Source organism: Pseudoclavibacter helvolus (assembly GCF_014191305.1).
GTDB lineage: Bacteria > Actinomycetota > Actinomycetes > Actinomycetales > Microbacteriaceae > Pseudoclavibacter > Pseudoclavibacter helvolus.
On sequence record NZ_JACHWJ010000001.1, the window covers coordinates 1,367,623 to 1,389,681 of the forward strand.

The 22,059-nt window shown below is 66.2% G+C and carries 17 protein-coding genes and 4 pseudogenes; 4 read left to right on the forward strand and 17 right to left on the reverse strand.

All coding sequences use genetic code 11. The features are described from left to right. Positions 1–62 precede the first annotated feature (62 nt). Entirely contained in the window at positions 63–3,992 is a 3,930-nt protein-coding gene (gene hrpA, locus FHX72_RS06485; protein WP_183623739.1) for an ATP-dependent RNA helicase HrpA, read from the forward strand. A gap of 102 nt (positions 3,993–4,094) precedes the next feature. On the opposite strand, the gene FHX72_RS06490 is transcribed toward hrpA, so the two are convergent. The 6 genes from FHX72_RS06490 to gad all read right to left on the reverse strand — a co-directional run bounded on the left by FHX72_RS06490 (position 4,095) and on the right by gad (position 12,181). After that, complete coding sequence (locus FHX72_RS06490; protein WP_068478713.1) at positions 4,095–4,850, reverse strand: SDR family NAD(P)-dependent oxidoreductase; 756 nt, start codon at positions 4,848–4,850, stop codon at positions 4,095–4,097. Between the two features lie 160 nt (positions 4,851–5,010). After that, complete coding sequence (locus FHX72_RS06495; protein WP_183623741.1) at positions 5,011–5,634, reverse strand: phosphatase PAP2 family protein; 624 nt, start codon at positions 5,632–5,634, stop codon at positions 5,011–5,013. Next, entirely contained in the window at positions 5,621–7,324 is a 1,704-nt protein-coding gene (locus FHX72_RS06500; RefSeq protein ID WP_183623743.1) for an alpha-amylase family glycosyl hydrolase, read from the reverse strand. Before FHX72_RS06500 ends, FHX72_RS06495 begins: the two co-directional genes overlap by 14 nt. Before the next feature lie 85 nt (positions 7,325–7,409). After that, complete coding sequence (locus tag FHX72_RS06505) at positions 7,410–8,114, reverse strand: amino acid ABC transporter ATP-binding protein (protein WP_068478862.1); 705 nt, start codon at positions 8,112–8,114, stop codon at positions 7,410–7,412. Between the two features lie 107 nt (positions 8,115–8,221). Further along, entirely contained in the window at positions 8,222–10,507 is a 2,286-nt protein-coding gene (locus tag FHX72_RS06510) for an amino acid ABC transporter substrate-binding protein/permease (RefSeq protein ID WP_183623745.1), read from the reverse strand. A gap of 288 nt (positions 10,508–10,795) precedes the next feature. After that, entirely contained in the window at positions 10,796–12,181 is a 1,386-nt protein-coding gene (gene gad / locus FHX72_RS06515; protein ID WP_183623748.1) for a glutamate decarboxylase, read from the reverse strand. A gap of 60 nt (positions 12,182–12,241) precedes the next feature. Here gad and FHX72_RS06520 point away from each other — a divergent pair, with 60 nt between their 5' ends. Then, on the forward strand, positions 12,242–13,900 hold the full coding sequence (locus FHX72_RS06520) for a metallophosphoesterase family protein (protein WP_183623750.1): 1,659 nt from the start codon (positions 12,242–12,244) through the stop codon (positions 13,898–13,900). Here the strand turns inward: FHX72_RS06520 and FHX72_RS06525 are convergent. Both FHX72_RS06525 and FHX72_RS06530 read right to left on the reverse strand, forming a co-directional pair. Next, on the reverse strand, positions 13,870–14,403 hold the full coding sequence (locus FHX72_RS06525) for a DUF6328 family protein (protein ID WP_183623752.1): 534 nt from the start codon (positions 14,401–14,403) through the stop codon (positions 13,870–13,872). The two genes, FHX72_RS06520 and FHX72_RS06525, sit on opposite strands and share 31 nt — an antisense overlap. Before the next feature lie 110 nt (positions 14,404–14,513). After that, positions 14,514–14,675 (reverse strand): hypothetical protein, encoded by a 162-nt coding sequence (locus FHX72_RS06530; RefSeq protein WP_183623754.1) that lies wholly within the window; start codon positions 14,673–14,675, stop codon positions 14,514–14,516. A gap of 664 nt (positions 14,676–15,339) precedes the next feature. On the opposite strand from FHX72_RS06530, the gene FHX72_RS06535 reads away from it, so the two are divergent. Then, the gene (locus FHX72_RS06535; protein WP_183623756.1) at positions 15,340–15,846 is read left to right on the forward strand and encodes a hypothetical protein; all 507 of its coding nucleotides are present in this window, start codon (positions 15,340–15,342) and stop codon (positions 15,844–15,846) included. Here FHX72_RS06535 and FHX72_RS06540 read toward each other — a convergent pair. The 4 genes and pseudogenes from FHX72_RS06540 to FHX72_RS06555 form a co-directional block, all read right to left on the reverse strand. Next, a pseudogene (locus tag FHX72_RS06540) lies at positions 15,807–16,448 on the reverse strand (IS3 family transposase); the annotation flags it as partial. The gene FHX72_RS06535 and the pseudogene FHX72_RS06540 sit on opposite strands and share 40 nt — an antisense overlap. A gap of 21 nt (positions 16,449–16,469) precedes the next feature. Then, a complete protein-coding gene (locus FHX72_RS06545) occupies positions 16,470–17,771 on the reverse strand; it encodes an ISL3 family transposase (RefSeq protein WP_183623759.1) in 1,302 nt (433 codons plus the stop codon). Positions 17,772–17,849: 78 nt separating this feature from the next. Beyond that, complete coding sequence (locus FHX72_RS19895) at positions 17,850–18,185, reverse strand: IS3 family transposase (protein ID WP_183623761.1); 336 nt, start codon at positions 18,183–18,185, stop codon at positions 17,850–17,852. Continuing rightward, positions 18,182–18,496 carry a transposase gene (locus tag FHX72_RS06555; RefSeq protein WP_183623763.1) on the reverse strand — a complete coding sequence of 105 codons (315 nt, stop codon included), beginning with the start codon at positions 18,494–18,496 and terminating at the stop codon, positions 18,182–18,184. Before FHX72_RS06555 ends, FHX72_RS19895 begins: the two co-directional genes overlap by 4 nt. 173 nt (positions 18,497–18,669) lie before the next feature. On the opposite strand from FHX72_RS06555, the gene FHX72_RS06560 reads away from it, so the two are divergent. Next, entirely contained in the window at positions 18,670–19,971 is a 1,302-nt protein-coding gene (locus tag FHX72_RS06560; RefSeq protein ID WP_183623759.1) for an ISL3 family transposase, read from the forward strand. Positions 19,972–20,025: 54 nt separating this feature from the next. Here FHX72_RS06560 and FHX72_RS19900 read toward each other — a convergent pair. The 5 genes and pseudogenes from FHX72_RS19900 to FHX72_RS06580 form a co-directional block, all read right to left on the reverse strand. After that, positions 20,026–20,214: pseudogene (locus tag FHX72_RS19900) on the reverse strand (transposase); the annotation flags it as partial. 69 nt (positions 20,215–20,283) lie between these two features. Beyond that, positions 20,284–20,521: pseudogene (locus FHX72_RS06565) on the reverse strand (transposase); the annotation flags it as partial. A gap of 30 nt (positions 20,522–20,551) precedes the next feature. Beyond that, positions 20,552–20,770, reverse strand: a pseudogene (locus FHX72_RS06570) (helix-turn-helix domain-containing protein); the annotation flags it as partial. Between the two features lie 53 nt (positions 20,771–20,823). Then, positions 20,824–21,351, reverse strand: coding sequence for a YflT domain-containing protein (locus FHX72_RS06575; protein ID WP_183623765.1), 528 nt, complete (start codon positions 21,349–21,351; stop codon positions 20,824–20,826). A gap of 195 nt (positions 21,352–21,546) precedes the next feature. Further along, positions 21,547–21,960, reverse strand: coding sequence for an Hsp20/alpha crystallin family protein (locus FHX72_RS06580; RefSeq protein ID WP_183623767.1), 414 nt, complete (start codon positions 21,958–21,960; stop codon positions 21,547–21,549). Positions 21,961–22,059: the final 99 nt, after the last annotated feature.

Below are 22,059 nucleotides of genomic sequence, written 5' to 3' on the forward strand. Positions count from 1 at the left end.
GCCCGCTGAGTGGCCGGTGCGAGGCACATTCTGGACGCACCTGGCAATAGACTGAACTGCTCATGACTACGACTCCCCTCGCGATCTCCTACCCGCCGGAGCTGCCCGTCAGCCAGATGCGGGACGAGATCCGCGACGCCATCGCCGCAAACCAGGTGGTCATCGTCGCGGGCGAGACGGGCTCAGGCAAGACCACGCAGCTACCGAAGATCTGCCTCGAGCTCGGTCGCACGATGATCGGGCACACGCAGCCACGACGCATCGCCGCGCGCACGATCGCCGAGCGCATCGCCGACGAACTCGGCGGCGACATCGGCGGGCTCGTCGGCTACCAGGTGCGCTTCACCGACGAGGTGTCTGCCGAGACGCGCGTCAAGCTCATGACGGACGGCATCCTCCTCAACGAGATCCACCGCGACCGGCTGCTCCGCAAGTACGACACGATCATCATCGACGAGGCCCACGAGCGCAGCCTCAACATCGACTTCCTCCTCGGTTACCTGAAGACGCTCCTGCCGAAACGCCCAGACCTCAAGGTCATCATCACGTCGGCGACGATCGACCCTGAGTCGTTCTCGAAGCACTTCAACGACGCCCCGATGATCGAGGTCTCCGGTCGAACGTTCCCCGTCGACGTGCGCTACCGCCCCCTCGTCGCCGATGCTGCTCTGCCAGGAGAAGACGACGAGGACGCCGCCCCGCAGACCCCGGAGCGGGACATGTTCGAGGGCATCGTGGATGCGCTCGACGAGCTCGACCGCGACCTGCCGGGTGACGTGCTCGTGTTCCTGTCGGGCGAGCAGGAGATCCGGGATGCGCAGGACGCGATCCGCGCGCACCTCGCGCGCGAGCGCCGCCCAGAGTCCACCGAGGTGCTGCCGCTCTTCGGCCGCCTCTCCTCCGCCGAGCAGCACCGCGTGTTCGAGTCGAAGCGCCCACCCGGCGTGCGCCGCCGAGTGGTTCTGGCGACGAACGTCGCCGAGACGAGCCTCACGGTGCCAGGCATCGTCGCCGTCATCGACACGGGAACCGCCCGCATCTCGCGCTACTCGACGCGCGCGAAGGTGCAGCGCCTCCCCATCGAGGCCATCTCCCAGGCCTCCGCGAAGCAACGCTCCGGCCGCGCCGGCCGCACCTCGGCGGGCATCGCCATCCGCCTCTACTCGGAGGCCGACTTCGACCGCCGCCCCGAGTTCACCGAGCCCGAGATCCTCCGCACGAACCTCGCGAGCGTGCTCCTGCAGATGCTCGAGCTCGGCCTCGGCGCCCTCTCCGAGTTCCCGTTCCTGCAGCCGCCGGACGCGCGCGGCATCAAGGACGGCACCGACCTGCTCAGCGAGCTCGGCGCCGTCGAGCCCGGCAAGGCCAGCCACGGAAAGGCTAGCCAGCTCCGTCTGACGAAGACGGGCCGCAGCCTCGCCCGACTCCCCATCGACCCTCGCTTCGGGCGCATGGTCATCGAGTCGAAGCAGCACGACGTGAGCCGCGAGGTGCTCATCATCGTGGCCGGCATGACGGTGCAGGACATCCGCGAACGGCCCCTCGACCACCGGCAGAAGGCCGACGAGCTGCACGCCCGCTTCCGCGACCCGTCCAGCGACTTCCTAACGCTCGTCAACCTCTGGAACTACCTCGAGGAGCAGAGCCAGGAGCTCGGCTCGAGCGCTTTCCGGCGCAAGTGCCGCGACGAGTTCATCAACTTCGTGCGCTTCCGCGAGTGGCAGGACGTGTTCCGCCAGCTGCGCCAGCTCGCCGGCCCCATCGGCCTCAAGGTGCAGCGGCCGGCCGCCGGACAGGTACAGGAGCCCGGCGCGCTCGCCGATGCCATCCACCGCTCCATGCTCGCGGGCCTCCTCAGCCACATCGGCATCCGCGACGAGCTGAAGCGCGACTACGCGGGTGCCCGCGGCACGCGGTTCCAGATCTTCCCCGGCTCAGGCCTCGCGAAGGCCAAGAAGCAGCCAGACGTCGTCATGGCCGCCGAGCTCGTCGAGACGAGCCGCCTGTTCGCGCGCACCGTCGCGAAGATCGACCCGGCCTGGGCCGAGGCGCTCGCCGGCGACCTCGCGAAACGCAACCACTCCGACCCGCACTGGGAGAAGAAGCAGGGCTCGGCGGTCGCCATCGAGCGCGTCACCCTCTACGGCGTGCCGATCGTCCGCGGCCGCACCGTGCAGTTCTCGAAGATCGACCCGGCCTGGTCGCGCGACCTGTTCATCCGCCATGCACTCGTCGAGGGCGACTGGAACGGCCGCCACAGCTTCGACTCGAAGAACCGGGCTCTGCGCAAGTCCCTCGCCGACCTCGAGGAGCGCACGCGGTCTCGCGGCGCCTACTCCGACGACGAAGACGCCGTGTTCGAGTTCTACGACGAACGGCTCCCGCGCGACGTCGTCTCGCAGTCGACGTTCGAGAAGTGGTGGCAGGGCGCGCAGAAGCAGACCCCGCAGCTGCTCACCATGACGCGGGCGGATGTGCTCGGCGAGGAGCACGCCGACCCCGACGAGCAGGGCGCCGGCTTCCCGACCGAGTGGAAGCAGGGCGACCAGCGCCTCCGCCTCAGGTACCGCTTCGACCCGGGAGCGCCCGACGACGGAGTGACCGTCAACATCCCGCTCCCCCTGCTCTCTCGGCTCGACGACCGCGGCTTCGACTGGCAGGTGCCCGGCATGCGTCGGGAGCTGGTCATCGCGCTCCTCAAGTCGCTGCCCAAAGCGACGCGGCGCAACTTCGTGCCCTCCTCCGACTGGGCCGACAAGCTGCTCGGCGAGCTCGGCGAGGCTCGACCCGACCTGGGCCAGGACGTGCCAGGCGACTTCGACGACGCGCTTCGACAGATCATGCAGCGGCAGGCGGGCATCCGCTTCGACGTCAGCGAGTTCGACTGGAGCCGCGTGCCGTCGCACCTGCGCGTGCGCTTCCGGGTGCTCGACGACCGCGGCCGCGAGCTCGGCACGGGCGAAGACCTGAAGAGGCTGCAGGAGAAGCTGAAGAAGGCGTCGGAGGCCTCCGTGCTGCGCGCCACGCAGCAGGTCGCGGCCCCGGCACGGCCAGGGAGTGGCGTGCGCGAGGCCGGTTCGGTGCCCGCGCAGAGCGCGTCGACGGCGGAGCTCCGCTACGACCAGCACGCGCTCAGCGAGTGGCCGCTCGACGAGATCCCCGAGCTCATCGACATCAAGCGCAAGCACGGCGTGATTCGCGCCTACCCCTCGCTTGCCGTCGTCAAGGGCAGCATCGACCTGCGCCTCGTGACCACACCCGAGGACCAGGCACGCGAGCATCCCGTCGGGGTCGCGGCCCTGCTCGCCGCATCCGTGCCGTCCCCCGCCAGCTACGTGCAGGAGCACCTGACGGCGAAGGAGAAGCTCGCCCTCGCGACGAGCCCGTACCACTCGACGCCCGCGCTCTTCAACGACATCGTCGCCGCCCTCGCGCAGGACGCGGTCGCCGCGTACAGCGCCGAGCACGGCGGGCCGGTGCGCACTCGCGCGGCCTTCGACGAGCTGCGCGACGCCTTCAACGCGACGCTCGTCGATCGCATGTTCGCGCAGACCAAGCTCGTCTCCGAGGTGCTCGACCGCTTCCGCGAGGCCAACAAGGCGCTCAAGTCGGCGAACCACATCTCCGTACTGCCGTCGCTCTCCGACGCGCGCTCGCAGCTGCAGGCGCTCGTCTACCCCGGCTTCGTGTCGAAGACCGGCGTCGCCCGCCTCGCGCACCTGCCGCGCTACCTGCGTGCCCTCACCTACCGACTCGAGCGCGTGCTCAGCCACTCGAGCATCGAACGGGCCGGCCTCATGCAGGTCGAGCAGGCGACGGCCCTCTACACGGAGGCCGGCGGCACGTTCCCCGTGAGCCGCACGGCCCCCGCACCCATCGTGCAGGTCAGGTGGATGCTCGAGGAGTTCCGCGTGAGCCTCTTCGCTCAGCAGCTCGGCACAGCTGAGACGGTCTCGCTCAAGCGCATCCGCCAGGCTCTGTCAGCCAAGTAGCAGCCGAGCCCACCGCGGCACGAAGAGTCAGCAAGAAGCACGCTGCTCCGAGGAGGAGCGTGCTTCTGGCTGACACTTGTGGCCGGCGCGGCGGTTAGACCGCTAGACCGCCGTGTAGCCGCCGTCGACGAGCACGTAGGAGCCCGTCATGAAGCTCGCCTTCTCGGAGAGCAGGAACGTCGCGAGGTTCGCCACTTCCTCTGGCTTTCCGAGGCGGCCAAGCGGATGCTTCGCCTCGAGCGCGGCGAAGCCAGCGGCGTCGAGGTGCTGCTCGAGCAGTGGGGTGCGGATGTACGCGGGGCCGACCGCGTTAATGCGCAGACCCTGCGGCCCGTACTCTGCTGCCGCGTTCTTGGTGAGGCCGACCACGCCGTGCTTCGCGGCCGTGTACGCGCCACTGCCGATCGCGGCGACGGTGCCGTGGATCGACGCCATGTTGACGATCGCGCCCTCGTCCGCTCCTGCCGCGAGGATGGCGGGGATCTGTGCGCGCAGGCCGTAGAGGACGCCATTGAGGTTGATGTTGATGACGCGGTCCCAGTCGTCAACCTCGACCTCGGCGGCGGGGGCAGCCTTGCCGCCGATACCAGCGTTGTTCACCGCGTAGTTGAGCTTCCCGTAGGTCGCAACCGCGAACTCGACGGTTCGAACGCTGTCTTCGGCGACTGCCGTGTTCGCCTCGAACGCCGACGCCGTGCCGCCAGCAGCCTCGATCTCACCGACAACCCGCTTCGCGCCGTCAAGATTGATGTCCGAGACGACAACCTTGACGCCGTTCGCCGCGAGGTCCTTCGCGATCGCCTCGCCGATCCCCGAACCGCCGCCGGTTACGATCGCGACTTTGCCCTCAAATGCCATCTGCTCAATCCTTCCGAAACTGGGCCGGCGTTATCCGGCCACCGCTTCGAATGTGCTCCCCGGCATCCACAATTGGCTGTGTCTTGAGTCAGCGAAGAGGCGTACGATCCGACTGAGCTGTACCCAGCCGCGCCGCGGGTCGGCCCGCCCGCGCCGCCGATCACATCGGTTGCAAGAACCAGGCAACCGCCGTGACCAGCGCGCCGAGGACGGTTCCGAGCACAACCTCGGTCGGCGAGTGGTGCCCGAGCCGGAGACGACTCCAGGCGATCACCGGCAGGACGAGGCCAAGCAGCAGCCACCAAGGCGAGAAGAGCAGCGCGAGGAACGCGCACAGTGCGCTCCAACAGAACGCATGCACCGAGACCTTCGGGCCGACCAGGGTGATGCCGCCTGCCGCGATCAGCTTCGCGAACATCGTCGCGAGCGCCCAGAACATCATCGACGGAGCACCGAGCACTGCCAGCAGCACGACACTCACGCCGACGGACAAGAGGCAGATTCCGTAGGCCCACGGACGCTGCCGCTTCTGCGTGACGTGACGGTCGGTGAGCATCCCGCGCCGAGACGCGATCTCAAGCACCGCATACGGCACAACCCCGCAAAGGACGGCCGGGATCGCGCCCCACAGGAGGCCTGCCCAGCCCGGGGCACTCGAGATGCCGCACAGCAGCGAGATGACGACGACGGGCAGCGCCGGGGTCGAGAGCTCGGTGATAAGCCTCGCAGCCCCGGCACTGCCCGTCGCCGTTACGTCCAGGGCGACGGAGCTACTGCTCGGCACCCAGCCAGACCGTCGTGTCGGTCGTGAGCAGCCCAGCGCCGTCGACGTGCGCGACCTCGCTGCGAGCGAGCACCCGGAAGCCGGCAGGCAGGGCCACCAGCTCGGCGCCGAAGTTCGTGATCACGGTGACGTCGCCGTTGCGGTACGCGAGCACCTCGTCGCCGAAGCCGTCGACCCACTCGAAGCGCGCATCCCCCATGCCGAGATCGTGCTCGCGACGCAGCGCGAGCAGCGAGCGGTACAGGTTGAGGGTCGAGGCGGCGTCGTGCACCTGCTCGCTGCGCGCGAGCTTCCCCCACAGCGCTGGCTGCGGCAGCCAGGACTCACCGGTCTCGCTGAAGCCGAAGCTCTTGCCTTCCGCCGCCCACGGGATCGGCACGCGGCAGCCGTCGCGGCCGTACAGCTCACCCTCCGAGCGGATGAAGATCGGGTCCTGGCGGTCCTCGTCGGCGAGGTCGATGACGTCGGGCAGTCCGAGCTCTTCGCCCTGGTAGAGGTAGCTCGAACCCGGCAGGCCGAGCATGAGGGCTGTGGCGGCACGCGCCCGGCGCTCCCCCACAACCGGGTCTGGCTGGCCAGGCGTCTTCGGGCCGACGCCGGCGCCGTGCGTGTTCGGCTCCGTCAGCGCGAGGCGGGTCGCGTGGCGCACGGTGTCATGGTTCGACAGCACCCACGTGCTCGGGGCGCCGGATGCGGCGAACGCGGCAAGCGAGCGCGTCACGACCTCCTTCTGCCCGTCCGCGTCCCAAGGTGCCCGCAGGTACGCGAAGTTGAAGGTCTGGTGCAGCTGGCCAGGGCGAACCCACTCGGCCATCTCCTCGACGCTCGGAAGCCATGCCTCGCCGCACAGGACTCGGTCGCCGTCGTACTCGGCGGCGACCAGGTGCCAGGCGCGGAAGATCTCGTGCACGGCCTCCTGGCCGAGGTACGGCGTGCGGGGGTCGCCGACGATCGGCAGGTTGCTCTCGACCGGAATGTAGTCGGGCAGCCCGTCCTCCTTGGCCAAGCCGTGGGCGACGTCAATGCGGAAGCCGTCGACACCGCGGTCGAGCCAGAAGCGGAGGATGTCCTCGAAGTCCTGGTGCACGACGGGGTTCGACCAGTCGAAGTCGGGCTGCGTGGAGTCGAAGAGGTGCAGGTACCACTGGCCCGGCGTGCCGTCGGCCTCCGTGAGGCGCGTCCAGGCTGGTCCGCCGAACAGCGACTGCCAGTTGTTCGGCGGCAGCTCGCCATGCTCGCCCTTGCCTTCGCGGAACAGGTAGCGGGCACGCTCAGGGCTGCCTGGCCCTGCGGCAAGCGCCGCCTTGAACCAGGCGTGTTCCGAGGAAGAGTGGTTCGGGACGATGTCGACGATGATGCGGATGCCGCGCTCGTGAGCAGCCTCGAGCATCCGGTCGAACTCGGCGAGCGTGCCGAACACGGGGTCGACGTCGCAGTAATCGGCGACGTCGTAGCCGGCGTCGTTGAGGGGCGACGGGTAGAACGGGGACAGCCAGATGGCGTCGATGCCAAGGTCGGCGAGGTCTGGGATGTGCTCCGTCACACCGGCGAGATCGCCGATCCCGTCACCGCTGCCATCCGCGAACGAGCGCGGGTAGACCTGGTAGATGACGGCCGACCGCCACCATTCGGATCCGGGGGTGGTGTCGTTGGCGAACTGGGCCTCTGGGGGTGCATAGTTGAGCGTCACCTCGACAGGCTAGTGGAAACGACGTGCCCCCTGTCCACTGGACAGGGGGCACGTCGTTCTTCAGCGCTGGAACGCGCTGCGGCGGCTAGAGAACCTTGCCGAGGAAGTCCTGCGTGCGCGACTCCTTCGGGTTCCCGAAGAGCTCGTCAGGCGTTCCCATCTCGACGATCTTGCCGTCGGCCATGAACACGACGCGGTCAGCGACTTCGCGTGCGAAGCCCATCTCGTGTGTGACCAGGGCCATCGTCATGCCCGACTTCGCGAGGTCGCGGATGACCTGGAGCACTTCGCCGACCATCTCGGGGTCGAGGGCGCTCGTGGCCTCGTCGAACAGCATGATCTCCGGGTCCATGGCCAGCGCGCGGGCGATCGCCACGCGCTGCTTCTGACCGCCGGAGAGCTGCGCGGGGCGGCGATCCATGAGGTGGTCGAGGCCGACTCGGCGCAGCAGCTCTTCGCCGCGCTTGTTGGCCGCTTCCTTCGTGATGCCCTTGATCTCGCGGGGCGCCAGCGTCACGTTCTCCAGCACGGTCATGTGCGGGAAGAGGTTGAAGTGCTGGAACACCATGCCGATGCGCTGGCGCACCTTGTCGAGGTTCGTCTTCGGGGCGGTGATGTCGTCGTCGTCGACGAAGACGTGGCCCTTGGTGACCTCTTCGAGGCGGTTGAGACAGCGCAGGAGCGTCGACTTTCCGGAACCGGACGGGCCGATGATCGCGATGACCTCGCCGTTCGCGATCTCCAGGTCGATGCCCTTGAGCACCTCGACGGGGCCGAACGACTTGTGCATCTCGACGACGCGCACGCGCGGCTTGCCCGAGTTGACCGCGTCGAAGCGTCCCGTGAATGGGGTCTGCTCCACTGCGGATGCATCCGACGCTGAGTTGTTCACGTCACTCATTTGTTGAACCTCTTGTCGACGTAGTTGGAGAGGACCGTCAGCAGGTAGATGACGATGAAGTAGAGCACACCGACGACGAGCCAGATCTCGAACGACCGGAAGGTCGACGCGATGACGATGCGGCCCTGGTAGGTGAGCTCAGCGAAGCCGAGGACGGACAGCAGCGACGTGTCCTTAAGCGTGATGATGAACTGGTTGATGAGCGACGGCGTCATGATCTTGAACGCCTGCGGCAGCACAACCCGGCGCATCGACTTGCCACGCGTCAGACCGAGCGAGCGAGCCGCTTCCATCTGGCCGGGGTCAACCGACTGGATGCCGGATCGCACGGTCTCCGTGATGTACGCACCGGCGTTGAGGCTCAGCGTGATCACACCGGCCGTCAGCGCGTCGAGCGAGATGCCCGTCACTGCTGGCACACCGAAGTAGAAGAAGAACGCCTGCACCAGCACCGGGGTGCCTCGGAAGATGTTCACGTACGTCGAGGCGATGCCGCGGAGCAGCATGTTCTTCGAGATCTTCAGGAAGCCGAACGCAAGGCCCAGGATCATCGCGAAGACGAGCGAGAGCGCGGTCGCGAGCAGCGTGTAGCCGAGGCCGAGCATGAGCGACGGGAAGGCTGCAGCGACGAGCTCGAAGAAGCCGACCTGTCCGGTTTCTTCTTCCGAGCCGAGGTAGCGGTCGTTGATCGTGTCGAGCACGCCCGTGTCTTCAGCGTTGGCAAGGCCGGCGTCGAACATCTCGAGGAGCTCGGCGTTCTGGCCCTTGAGGACCGCGAAACCGTACTCGCCGCCCGCGATGGGCTCGGTCACGGTCATGAGGCCGTTGCCCTGCTGGATGCCGTACTGCAGCACCGGGAAGTCCTCGAACAGCGCGACGGAGTTGCCCGTCTTCACCTCCGCGATCATGTCTGCGGTGTCCGAGAACGTGCGGATCGTGAAGCCGTACTCGGTCGAGAGCTCCTCAGCGGTGGATGCGCCGACCGTTCCGGTCTTGACCGCGACGTTCTTACCGGCGAGGTCCTCGTAGCCAGTGATGCTCGTGTCGCCATCCTTGACGGCCATCTGCACACCGGAGGTGAAGTACGGCTCCGAGAAGTCGAACACTTCCTTGCGCTCGTCGGTGATGGTCATGCCGGCGATGATGCCGTCGGCCTGTCCGGACTGCACCGCCTGGAGAGCGGCGTCGAAGCCGAGCGGCTTGATGTCGACCGTGAAGCCCTGGTTCGCGGCGATCGCGCGCATCAGGTCCATGTCGATGCCGATCGTCTCGCCGTTCTGCTCGAACTCGAACGGCGCGTAGGTGTTGTCCGTCGCGATGACGTACGAGCCCTTGTCCTGCGGGGTGTCGACGGCGAAGAGCGGGTTCTTCGGGAGCGTGCCAGGGCCGTCGTCCTCGATGACCTCGTTGCCGAGCGTGACGACGCCACCAGAGATCTTGGCCGCTTCAGGTGCACCATCTCCGAGGTACTCGTCGAGGATGCCCTGGTACGTGCCGTTCTCGACGACGTTCTTCAGGCCCTCGTTGAACGCCTCGCGGAGCTCGGGGTTCTGGCCCTTGTTGACGGCGAAGCCGTACGACGACGCGCGCTCCGGCTCGGTGACGGTCTTGAGGTTGATCTCACCCGTCTCGATGCCGTACTGGAGGATCGGGAAGTCGTCGAAGACAGCAACCGAGTTGCCGCTCGTGACGTCGTTGAAAGCGTCAGACGCATCCTGGAAGCCCGTGACGCTAAAGCCGACTTCCTTGCCGAGCGCCTCAGCGAACGTGAAACCCTCCGTGCCGTTCTTGGCGGCCACGGTCTTGCCCGCGAGGTCCTCGTAGGTGGTGACGTCGTTGTTGCTCTTGGAGACGGCCATCTGAATGCCCGAGTCGAAGTAGGGGTTCGAGAAGTCGAACGTGCCCTTTCGCTCGTCAGTGATCGACATTCCGGCGATCATGCCGTCAACGGCGTTGGTCTGAACTGCCTGCAGCGCACCGTCGAAGCCGAGCGACTTGATCTCGACGTTGAATCCCTGATCATCCGCGATGGCGTTGATGAGGTCCATGTCGATACCGCGGAGTTCGCCGTCGATCTCGAATTCGAACGGCGCCCACGTGGTGTCGGTGGCGATGGTGTAGGTCTGTCCCTCGACCGCGCTCTTGCCGATCGTGGCCGCCTGGGCGGTTCCCGCGATGGCACCGCCAGTCAGCAGTATCAGCAGTGCTACCGCGATGACGGATAGGACTTGGTTTCGTGAGTCTGCGACTCGTTGCAGGAGTGAGGTGAGCGAAGTTCGCATCGTGCTCCTCGGCCAGGGCAGAGTCTGAAGCAGCGTTGGAACCTGTCGGAACCCTGCGCTGCCCCCGCGTCTGCCGGTCTGTCGGCTGACGCAGATCGCCTCAACCGAATTGTGAGCGCAACGCTACCGGCCTGAGAGTCCGCTGTATGACGCGTTGCGCAGCTCGTGTTCGCCTTGTGATGTTTCGTTTACGGCGCGGAAACGCCCTTTCTCACCTTGCGGGATGCTCCAAGCGGCGGAGCACCCCGCAAGACGGTGGCCGCGACTCACGGCCAGAGGCAGAAGCGCCTAGTGCGCGAAGCCGCGAGTGCTGCTAGCGGCGGCGGAGTGACCGGCTGCACCGGAGTCGAGGTCGCGGACAGCGGCCCGGAGGTCTCCGATGAGATCACCCGCCAGGTCCCGACCGAGACCGTTGCGAACCACGATGCGCTGCACAAGTCGATCGCTGAGATTGTCTGGAAGCGGGTACGACGGAACCAGCCAGCCCGTCATGCGCAGTCGGTCCGAGACGTCGGCGAGAGTCCACGCGCCGCCGACGTCCGTGCGCTGCCACGCGAAGACTGGGATGTCGAGCTGCTTGTTGAAGAGCGTGAACTCGTCCATCGTGTCGATCTCCTGCGCGAGGAACTCGGCGACGTCCATCGTCGCCCGCTGCACGCGCTGGTAGCCGGAGAACCCGAGGTGCAGGAACTGGTAGTACTGCAGGAGCACCTGCGCGCCGGGCCGCGAGAAGTTCAGCGTGAGAGTTGGGATGTCGCCGCCGAGGTAGCTGACGCGGAAGATCAGCTCCGGCGGCACGAGGTCGACGTCGCGCCACACAACCCAGCCGAGACCGGGGTACACGAGCCCGTACTTGTGCCCGGACGTGTTGATCGAGACGACCCGGTCGACGCGGAAGTCCCATTCGAGGTCCTGGTTGAGGAACGGCGCGATCATGCCACCGGATGCACCGTCAACGTGCACGGGGATGTCCAACCCGCGCGCGGCCTGGATCCTGTCGAGCGCGGCGGAGATCTCCTTCACGGGCTCGTAGGCGCCCGTGTAGGTGACGCCCATGATGGCGACGACGCCGATGGTGTTCTCGTCGACGACGGCGTCGAGCTGGTCGCCCGAGAGGGTCGGATGGGCGTCGTCGATGGGCACGAAGCGCGCCTCGACATCCCAGTAGACGCAGAACTTCTCCCAGCACACCTGCACGGCGCTCGAGAGCACGATGTTCGGTGCATCCGCTGATTGGCCCTTCGCTTTGCGTGCGGTGGCCCAGCGCTTCTTGAGCGCGAGGCCAGCGAGCATGGCCGCCTCCGAGGAGCCGACCGTGCTTGTGCCGATGGCTTTTGTCACGTCGGGCACGTGCCAGAGGTTGGCGATCATCTTCCAGCAACGCTGCTCGATCTCGGCGGTGCGGCGGTACTCGTCCTTATCGACGATGTTCTTATCGAACGTCTCCGAGTAGAGACGGTCGGCGTGCTCGTCCATGTACGTGCTGACGAAGGTGGCGAGGTTCTGCCGAGCGTTGCCGTCGAGCATCGCGTCGTCCCTGACGAGCTGATAGGCGACCTCGCTCCTCGTGCCGCCCTTGGGCAGTCTCAGCTTGGGGAGCGGCGCGAGCTCGTCGGCGCTGCTGAAGATCGTCGGAGGAATTTCGCCGGAGGGAGGCGTCAAGGGGGTGCTCATGTGATTACTCTTGCCACTGGCGGGGATAGCCGCAAGAGTCGGAGCGGGGGCGATGGCGTAATGACGCGTGTCAGAGACGATATAGGACTGCTGTGCGAGCCCTACCTGCTCCGTCCGGATGAGTCCAGCGTCGAGGTCGCCTGGGTGACCGACGGTCGGCCGCCCGAGAGCCGTCTCGTCTACGCCGCGGCCGAAGTTGCCGAGCAGCTCGCGAACCTTACTGCGACCGAGCTGCAGAGCTCGGAGCTTGCCATCCTGCTTCCCGGTGCCGTAACGGTGGATGCGTCGAGCACGCACCTCAAGGCGATGGCGGAGGATCGCGAGAGTGCGCTCCCGACCGGCCTGATCGAGCTGCGTCGAGCCCTCGAGACCGAGGTGACCGTGGCTCGCGAGGTGTGGCGCGTCTCGGCCAGGGCCACGGGACTCGTCCCAGGCAGGGACTACGCGTACCGGGTTGTCAGCGGCGGCGCCGCATCGCGTGTCGCTCGCCTGAGCCCCGCTCCCCCGGCTGATGTGCCCTTGCTGCGGATCCTGCTGACCAGCGATCACCAGCTGGGTGCCAGCGTCCCCGGTGCCATGGAGCAGGCGACGGTGACTGCTGGCGCGTTCGACGCCGTCCTCTACGCCGGTGATTTCGTGAACGTTCCCGATCGCGCCTCAGAGTGGTTCGACGACGCCAGAGGCTCGGCGTTCTTCCCTTCGATGCAAGGCATCCTGCCAAGCACCCCGATCTTTCCCGTCGTCGGCAACCACGAGGTCCAGGGCCGGAGAGAGGAAGGAGCAATGCTCGCCGAGTCGTTCGAGAGCGCGCTGCCCCTCGCCGCCTGCGCCGACGGCCACAGCCTCTCCAACTACGAGACGCTGTTCCCTTCCGTATCAGGGTCGCGCTACTACGCGGTCACGTTCGGAGGCGTGCGCATCATCGCGCTCAGCGCGGCGCGCGTCTGGCGCTCGGACCGCGCCGACGACCACCCGGAGGATCGATTCGTGTCGAGCCGCTACCAGGAGGCCCGCAGAGTCCTCGGTGACCCGCTCGGGCAGCGCTACGGTTCGCACATCATCGACGACCTGCGCGCCGGCAGCGAGCAGCATGATTGGCTGCGTCGAGAGCTGGCGAGCCCTGCTTTTGCGGAAGCCCGCCTGCGGATTGTTGTCATGCACGAGAGCCCGCACAGCATCGGGGTGAACGCGATGCCGCACTTCGCGCATCCCGTGCGCCTCGAGGAGCGCAATGCGGCCGGCGAGGTGTCGGGCGTGCGCTACGACTACCCGTCGAGCGAGAACATCCTGCTGCGAGATATCGCACCACTCCTCGAAGCAGCCGGAGTTGAACTCGTTCTCGGCGGCCACTCCCACCTCTGGTCGCGGTTCACCTCGAAGGCCGGCGTGCACTACCTCGAGACCTCGCACGCCGGCAGCACGCACGGAGCATTCGACCGAAGCAGCGGGCGACGGCGAGCGGGGCCGCCCCGGCAGTGGAACGTCTACGACGCCCTCTCCCAGGGCGACCCGGGCGGGCTCGCCCCGGTCGTGCCGACGATCAGTCCGCGGCGAGGGGTAGCCGACCTGCCTCTCCCCTACGTCGCCGACCCCGACCTGAGCATCTTCAGCGTGCTGACCGTGTCAGCGGATGCGGGCGCCGTGGTCGGCAGCTACGTGTACGACACCCGCACGCCGGAGGCACCGGCTCACCTCTTCGACGAGTTCGCACTCGGGTAGCCGAGTGCTGCGCGGTCGCGAGCTCGCCTCAGCCACCTCGGCCCAACCGTCCAGAGCAAGACAGCGAGGGCCGCGACGCCTCCCCCAGCCCAGAGGCCCGCGGTGGGTGACACCACGAAGTCGAAGACGAACAGCACGATGCCGACGAAGAGCAGTGAGGCCGCGACCAGACACACGATGAGGATGACGCTCGCCGCGTGGACAAGCTGGGCCTTCGCGTGCTCCTGGAAGAGCAGGCGGTGCAGCAGAACCGGAGCGAGCGCGAAGAGCGTGACGAGGACGGCGAAGATGACGAGGCACAGGTAGAGCACGTGGTCGAACGGCCCGAGCTCGGTGAACCGCTGCTGGAACGGCAAGGTCAGTAGGAACCCTGCCATGATCTGCGTGCCGGTCTGCAGCACGCGGAACTCCTGCATGAGCTCGTTCCAGTTGCGGTCGTAGCGCTCGTTGGGCGTCTCATGGCGCCCGTCATCTGGCGTGGTGGTGACTTCGTTGTCAGCCATGGCTTCTCCTGCGTTCCCGGAGTCGTGCCTGTGCGCAGCGTTGCGCTGGGCGTGCGCTCAGCGCGCGCTGGGAGCCCGGCGCGGACCGTTGGCCGCGCCGGGCTCGGCGATCAGGCGAGGTCCCTGACGCCATCCTCGCGGCGGCGGTCCTGCGAGCCCTCGTCGTCGACGGCGCCGTTACCGGCTTCGAATGCTTCGTCGCGGTGCTCCTGACGGTGCTCTTCCTGCTGCTCGTGCTCGTCGCGCAGTTCTTCGTTCTTCTCGTGTCCCATGGGGGTCTCCTTCGATCGTGCTCGGGGGAACCGTGCTCGCCCTTTCGCGGCAGAGTGCCGCTCAGCAGAGCGTAGCGCGCGACGCCTGGACCGCGGCAGCAGTTGGGCCGCGCGCACCACACGTCGAGCACAACCTCAACTCCGCCCCCGGCGGTGCCCCCTGGACGGAGGGCGGTGTTGTGGCCGTTAAGACGCACCGGAAGCGACCACAAGACCGCTGCCGACCCTGTGGGCAGCGGGGGCGCGGGCGGGCCGCAGGATGCGGGCGGCGGGCTGCGGGCGGGCGTGGCAACAAACTGCGGGGCGTACGCGCTCGAAACGCCTCGAGGCGGCACCGACCAGGAATCTGGCTGGTGCCGCCTCGAGGTTGACAGCGTCGAAGACGCGGGTTTAGAAGTCCCAGTACTCGTCACCACCCGCGTGATTTCGCGGATTCTCGGCAGTTATAGAGTTGTCGTGCCCTCAGCGTGCCACTGTGGAATGGGCTTCGTGTCCCGCGCTGTCCAGCGGCGGGGTGGGACACTTTCAAGGGTAGTCGCGCATGGTTCCCCGGGCAACGAGACGGCGTACCTTGCGTATATTGATCGCGTAGCCTAAGTCGTGCCTCACATACTTTGATCGCGTACTTCTACGCTGAACGAGTATGAACAAGGGTGTGGTGTCAGTGGCGACACGAATCGAAATCACCAAACAGTTGAAACAGGCGTACACGACCGCGGCGAAGTCCGAGAAGTCCGAAATTCTGGACCAGTTCTGCGCAACTACCGGGGTGTCACGCGTCACGGCCAGACGCTACCTCACCGACCCGAACCTCGGGGCGAAGAACGTCACCCGGATCGACCGCAGACACCACCGACCGACCAAATACTCGGCCGCTTCCAGGCGCGTGCTGGTGTGGCTGTGGCGGGTCATGATGTACCCGTGCGGGAAGTACATGCAGCAGATGCTCCCCGAATGGATTCCCCGGCTCGAAGCCCATCACGAACTCGTGTATGGCGAGCACGACTACACGTCTGAGGTGCGAGCCGAGCTGCTGCACATGTCTGCCGCGACCATTGACCGGTACTTACGTGAACACCGTCGGGCCCTCGAACTGATTTGGCCTGGGTTTAGTTCCGACCGGTTTGTCCGTTACCGGATGAGTTCCGGCACCGGTTCAGTGTCAGCGTAGTACGCCGCTTCCACTTCTGCAGGGGTGCGCATATCGAGTTCCCCATGCAAACGTTCGTTGTTCCACCACCACACGTACTTCAACGTGGCGAATTCAACCTGCTCGACCGTTCTCCAGGGTCCTTGCTGCCGGATAAGTTCAGCCTTGTAGAGCGCGTTCACTGCTTCAGCCATCGAATTGTCGTAGCTATCGCCGACCGTCCCGGTTGACGGGATCGCGCCGAGCTCAGCGACCCGGTTCGTGTAGACCATCGACATGTAGTTCGAGCCGTGATCGCTGTGATGTACGAGCCCCTCAAGACTGCCGCCGGCCTGCCATGCTGCCATCTCGAGGGCTTGTAACGGCAACACTTCAGCCTTCAGCGTCGCAGCTACGTTCCAGCCCACGATCCGACGCGAGTACACGTCAGTTACGAACGACACATATGCGAACCCAGACCACGTCGCGACGTATGTGATGTCGACGACCCAGAGCCGCTTGGGAGCTGTCGCAGTGAAGTTCCGGTTGACGAGATCACCTGGCAGCCGGTTTGCCGGGTCACTCTTCGTCGTAAAAGCCTGCCGAGAACGTCGCACGCCCCGCAATCCAGCGAGTTTCATGGCTCTTCGGACATTCGGTGGGGGTCATGGGGTGAGTCCGCCGGCGGCGAGGAGCATGCGGAGCCGGTAGTTCTCTCGGTTTCGGAAGCCGCGAGCGAGGCGACGATGCAGCTCGATGATCCCGTTGATCGCCTCGGTGCCGCCGTTGTTTGCCCGGCTGGTGGTGAAGTAGGCGAGGAACGCTGAGCGCCAGCGTCGCAGGGTGCGGCCGAGGCGTGCGATCTCGGGGATCGGGCAGGTGTGGAACGACTCGATGACCTTCTCGGCGATCCGGCGTCCCGTGGTCAGGTCTCTCTGGTGGTAAGCAGCGCGGAGTTGTTGGGCGCACTGCCATGCGACGAACACCTCGTCGTGGGCCGGGTTCGCCTCGATCGCCGCGATGAGGCGGGCCTGCTGCTTCTCGGTCAGGTTCTCCGCCCCGGCGCGGAGGATGGTCTGGATCCCGTAGAGCGGGTCGCCGGTCCGTCCGCGATGGCCGAGGGTGTCTTGCTGGACCCGGCGGCGGACCTCGTCGACCGCTTGAGTGCCGAGCTTGACGACATGGAACGCGTCCAGCACGGCGGTGGCATCTTGCAGTTTGTCGTCGATCGCGGTCTTGTAACCGGCGAACGGATCCAGCGCCGCGACCTTCACCTGCTTGCGGAATGCGTCGCCACGTGCGCTGAGCCAGGTCGCGTAGGCCTTCCCCGACCTGCCCGGCACGAGGTCCAGCAGCCGGGCCCGCGTCTTCCCGGTGCTGTCGCGGGTGAGGTCGACCATCCCGGTCAGCTCCTTCGGACCGCGCTTGCGCGGGTCGACGTGATGCCAGATGTGCTCGTCAACGCCCAGCGTTGTCACGTTCTCGAACCGGGACTCATCGGCCGCGAGCTTCACAAGCTCCGGCTCGACGGCCCGCCACACCGTCTTCCACGACGTGCCCAGCTGGCGACGCAGTCCTTCGATCGTGGCGTGTTCGCGACGCAGCTGACCGACTGCCCAGACGACCGCGCGTCGGGTGAGTACCCCACGCGGGGCGACAAGAGACGGCAGCTGTTCCACGAACGTCTGCCGTGCACAGCCCGACTCGTCACACCGCCAGACTCGCTGCCGCCACACGATTCGCACCCGTGTCATGCCGGGCACGTCATGAAGCAGCCGGCGGCGACGTCCACGGCCGGTCGCGACGGTCCCGCACGACGGGCAACCGGCAGGCGCCGCAGGACTCGAGACCGTCACGATCAGTAGTCCGTTGCGGCGGTCCACGTGCTCGACATGGACGCCCTCGAGGCCGAGCAGGAGGTCACAGCGGGAACACGGGTCAGTGGCAGAGCGCGCGTCAGCGCACATCGAAGTAGGGTGAAGCACGTCGAGGTCCTCGTGATGGATCAGGTGGTTAGCGCTTCTGATCCTCCGGGACCTCGACCCCTACCCGTCGAACCTCACCCGGCGAGCCCTACCCCCACCGAAAGTCCGAAGAGCCAGTTTCATGAGCCGCTCGCAGGCGTCACGGCCAATCTCCCAGCCCTCGCGTCGCAGCAGGGCATGCATTTTGCGGCGCCCGTAGACACCGTAATGCTGATGGTGGAGTCGCTTGATCTCGGGAACAAGGATCTCGTCACGGAGCTGACGGGGCGAGGGGAGTCGTTTCTTCGCTGCCCGATATCCGCGTGACGTGAGGAATCCACGAACTGCCGCACGCAGCGTACGGCAGAGGAACTCGACCCCGAAACGATCACGATGCTCGTCGATGAATCGGATCATTTCGTTCGTGGCTGGTCGAGTTCTTTCGCGAAAAATATGCTCGCGGCTTTGAGGACTTCGTTCGCTTTGCGCAGTTCCGTGTTTTCTTTCTGGAGGCGACGGTTCTCGGCAGCGATATCAGTCGTCACGCCGGGCTTTGAGCCGGTATCGATCTGCGCTTGTCGATGCCAGATTCTGAGCGTGTCAGGTGAGATGCCGAGCAGCCCTCCGACATGCATGCTCGCAGCGTGCACGCTCGCATGCTCGGGGAGCGCTTCGGCGAGCATGCGGAGTGCGCGTTCTTTGAACTCTGGTTCGTATGGTTTGGGCATGATGTTCCAATCTTCCTTGATGAAAGGTCGGAACTAAACCGGCTCTTCGGACTTTCGGTGGGGGTAGGGCTCGCCGGGTGAGGTTCGACGGGTAGGGGTCGAGGTCCCGGAGGATCAGAAGCGCTAACCACCTGATCCATCACGAGGACCTCGACGTGCTTCACCCTACTTCGATGTGCGCTGACGCGCGCTCTGCCACTGACCCGTGTTCCCGCTGTGACCTCCTGCTCGGCCTCGAGGGCGTCCATGTCGAGCACGTGGACCGCCGCAACGGACTACTGATCGTGACGGTCTCGAGTCCTGCGGCGCCTGCCGGTTGCCCGTCGTGCGGGACCGTCGCGACCGGCCGTGGACGTCGCCGCCGGCTGCTTCATGACGTGCCCGGCATGACACGGGTGCGAATCGTGTGGCGGCAGCGAGTCTGGCGGTGTGACGAGTCGGGCTGTGCACGGCAGACGTTCGTGGAACAGCTGCCGTCTCTTGTCGCCCCGCGTGGGGTACTCACCCGACGCGCGGTCGTCTGGGCAGTCGGTCAGCTGCGTCGCGAACACGCCACGATCGAAGGACTGCGTCGCCAGCTGGGCACGTCGTGGAAGACGGTGTGGCGGGCCGTCGAGCCGGAGCTTGTGAAGCTCGCGGCCGATGAGTCCCGGTTCGAGAACGTGACAACGCTGGGCGTTGACGAGCACATCTGGCATCACGTCGACCCGCGCAAGCGCGGTCCGAAGGAGCTGACCGGGATGGTCGACCTCACCCGCGACAGCACCGGGAAGACGCGGGCCCGGCTGCTGGACCTCGTGCCGGGCAGGTCGGGGAAGGCCTACGCGACCTGGCTCAGCGCACGTGGCGACGCATTCCGCAAGCAGGTGAAGGTCGCGGCGCTGGATCCGTTCGCCGGTTACAAGACCGCGATCGACGACAAACTGCAAGATGCCACCGCCGTGCTGGACGCGTTCCATGTCGTCAAGCTCGGCACTCAAGCGGTCGACGAGGTCCGCCGCCGGGTCCAGCAAGACACCCTCGGCCATCGCGGACGGACCGGCGACCCGCTCTACGGGATCCAGACCATCCTCCGCGCCGGGGCGGAGAACCTGACCGAGAAGCAGCAGGCCCGCCTCATCGCGGCGATCGAGGCGAACCCGGCCCACGACGAGGTGTTCGTCGCATGGCAGTGCGCCCAACAACTCCGCGCTGCTTACCACCAGAGAGACCTGACCACGGGACGCCGGATCGCCGAGAAGGTCATCGAGTCGTTCCACACCTGCCCGATCCCCGAGATCGCACGCCTCGGCCGCACCCTGCGACGCTGGCGCTCAGCGTTCCTCGCCTACTTCACCACCAGCCGGGCAAACAACGGCGGCACCGAGGCGATCAACGGGATCATCGAGCTGCATCGTCGCCTCGCTCGCGGCTTCCGAAACCGAGAGAACTACCGGCTCCGCATGCTCCTCGCCGCCGGCGGACTCACCCCATGACCCCCACCGAATGTCCGAAGAGCCACTAAACCCAGGCCAAATCAGTTCACGAATCTGAGCATCTTCCTCTCGCGTCACTTCCGCCGCGAGGGGCAGTCCACGATCAGCTCGGTCGGCATCGGTCACCCATTTCGAGAGCGCTGATTTCGAGATCCCGAGGTCTTTGCAGATCTGTGACTGGGTCGCGCCTTGTCTGACGAGCGCGACAGCATCTTTTCTGAACTCTTCCGAGTATTTGGCCATGATCCATATCCTCCCAGCCAGTCCTACAGAACTGGCGGACAAGAGTCAATCAAACCTTCAGCAGACCCGATCGCCCTTGCGGCCACGATGGCCGTGGATGTGCTGCTGCACGCGCCTACGGCAGTCGTCCAGCGTCGCCGGCGTGGCGGACGACGTGGAACGGATCCATGTCCGCGACCGCGTCCGGCACCTCTTCCGCGGCGGCGGTCTTGAAACCGGCGAAGCCATCCATCGCCACCACCGTGAGCGCGTCCCTCCATGCTTTCGTGTGGGCCGAGAGCCACGTCTTGAACGCCTGCTTCGAGCGGCAGGAGCGGTTCTAAGGCAAGGCGATAGGTCAGGAACGGCGTCGCTCCCTGCGCAGGAGGGAGCGCAGAGTCTCGGCGTTCGCGTAGCCGACCCGTAGCGCGATCTCGGCGGAGGTGAGGTCCGTGGTTGCTGAGAGGTGCCGAGCTCGTTCGATGCGCAGCCGTTGGACGAAGCCGAGCGGAGTGAGGTTGAGCGCCGCACGGACTCGTCGTTCGAGGGTGCGCCGGCTGGTGCCGAGATCGCTGCTCGAAGCCGGAGGCTTCAGACCCGCGCTACACCCTCATTCGTGAAGGGCCCTTTTCAGTCTCCGGGGTGGGCGGTCTGGTCCGCGAGGAGACGAGCGGCCTCCGCAGCGTATGGTGCTTCCACTTGGACCTCGTAGTGGCCCGCCTCAAGGGTCCCCAGTGAGTCGAAGTCCCGTCGGCCGCCCGTAGCCAGGTGTCCAAGGAAGTAAAGCAAAGCGCCCCAAACTGCGCCAGAGGCGACCGAGATGATCAGGATGGCCAGCCAACCGAATCCGGGGGCGAACAGCCCGAACAGCAGACCTAGCAGAACACCGAACCATGCTCCAACGCCTGCGCCCCGTAGCGCAGCCTTTCCTCCTGTCAAGCGACCGAGTACATGCTCGACAACACGAACGTCGAGCCCCACGATCGCCACTCGTTCCACAGCGAAGCCGGCGTCGGAAAGACGGTCAACCGCTGCCTGCGCACTGGCGTAGTCAGAGAACCGCGCGATCGTTTGTTTCCAGCGGGGGTCATTGGTGAACGGGGGCTCACTAGCGTCCTGTTCCGAAGGGTTGTTGCGAGGGGCCTCGGGGCTGGTCATGGGCGTACTCCTTTAGTGAAAACTGGATGAATCACCGTGCTAAGACCAGAAGGCTGGGTGCACGCCCGTCTTCCGGTCTTGCAAGGCCGGGTGTTGCGCCGTTCGGCATCAGGGAAAGGTCGCCCCTGTTTGCTTTCGGCGCGTGCTGCGAACGAGAAGCTAACTCTGGCTCGTCGATGGGTCTCCGGCCGGGCGTTACTCCTGAGGCGAGTGCTGACTCAGGACATGAACCTTGCGCGGCTTGGCTTTCTCGCTGACCGGGATGACCAGGCTCAGCACGCCGTTGTCGTACGAGGCGGAGATGTTCGCCGAGTCCACACCCTCACCGATGCTGAACTGGCGGAGGTAGGTACCCGCCGGTCGCTCCTGAACGAGCCACTTGGCTCCCTCGGTGTGGGGTGCAGTGCGCTGGGCGCGGATGGTCAGCAGCTGACCGTCGACGTCGATGTCTACCGACTCCGGTTCGACCCCGGGCAGGTCGGCGGTGAGAATGTAACGGTCAGCTTCACGGTACAGGTCTACCGGCATCACACGCGGTCCCGGACGGGACTGAAGCAGGCCGGACGCGAGGCGGTCGAGCTCGCTCAAAGGATCGAACGACATTGCCATGATGAATCAATTCCTTTCCGTATGCGGGTCCTCGGGTCTATCCCGATGCCTTTAAATTAGCACTCTCCACGCGGGAGCGCCATCGTTTTTGACCCTTTC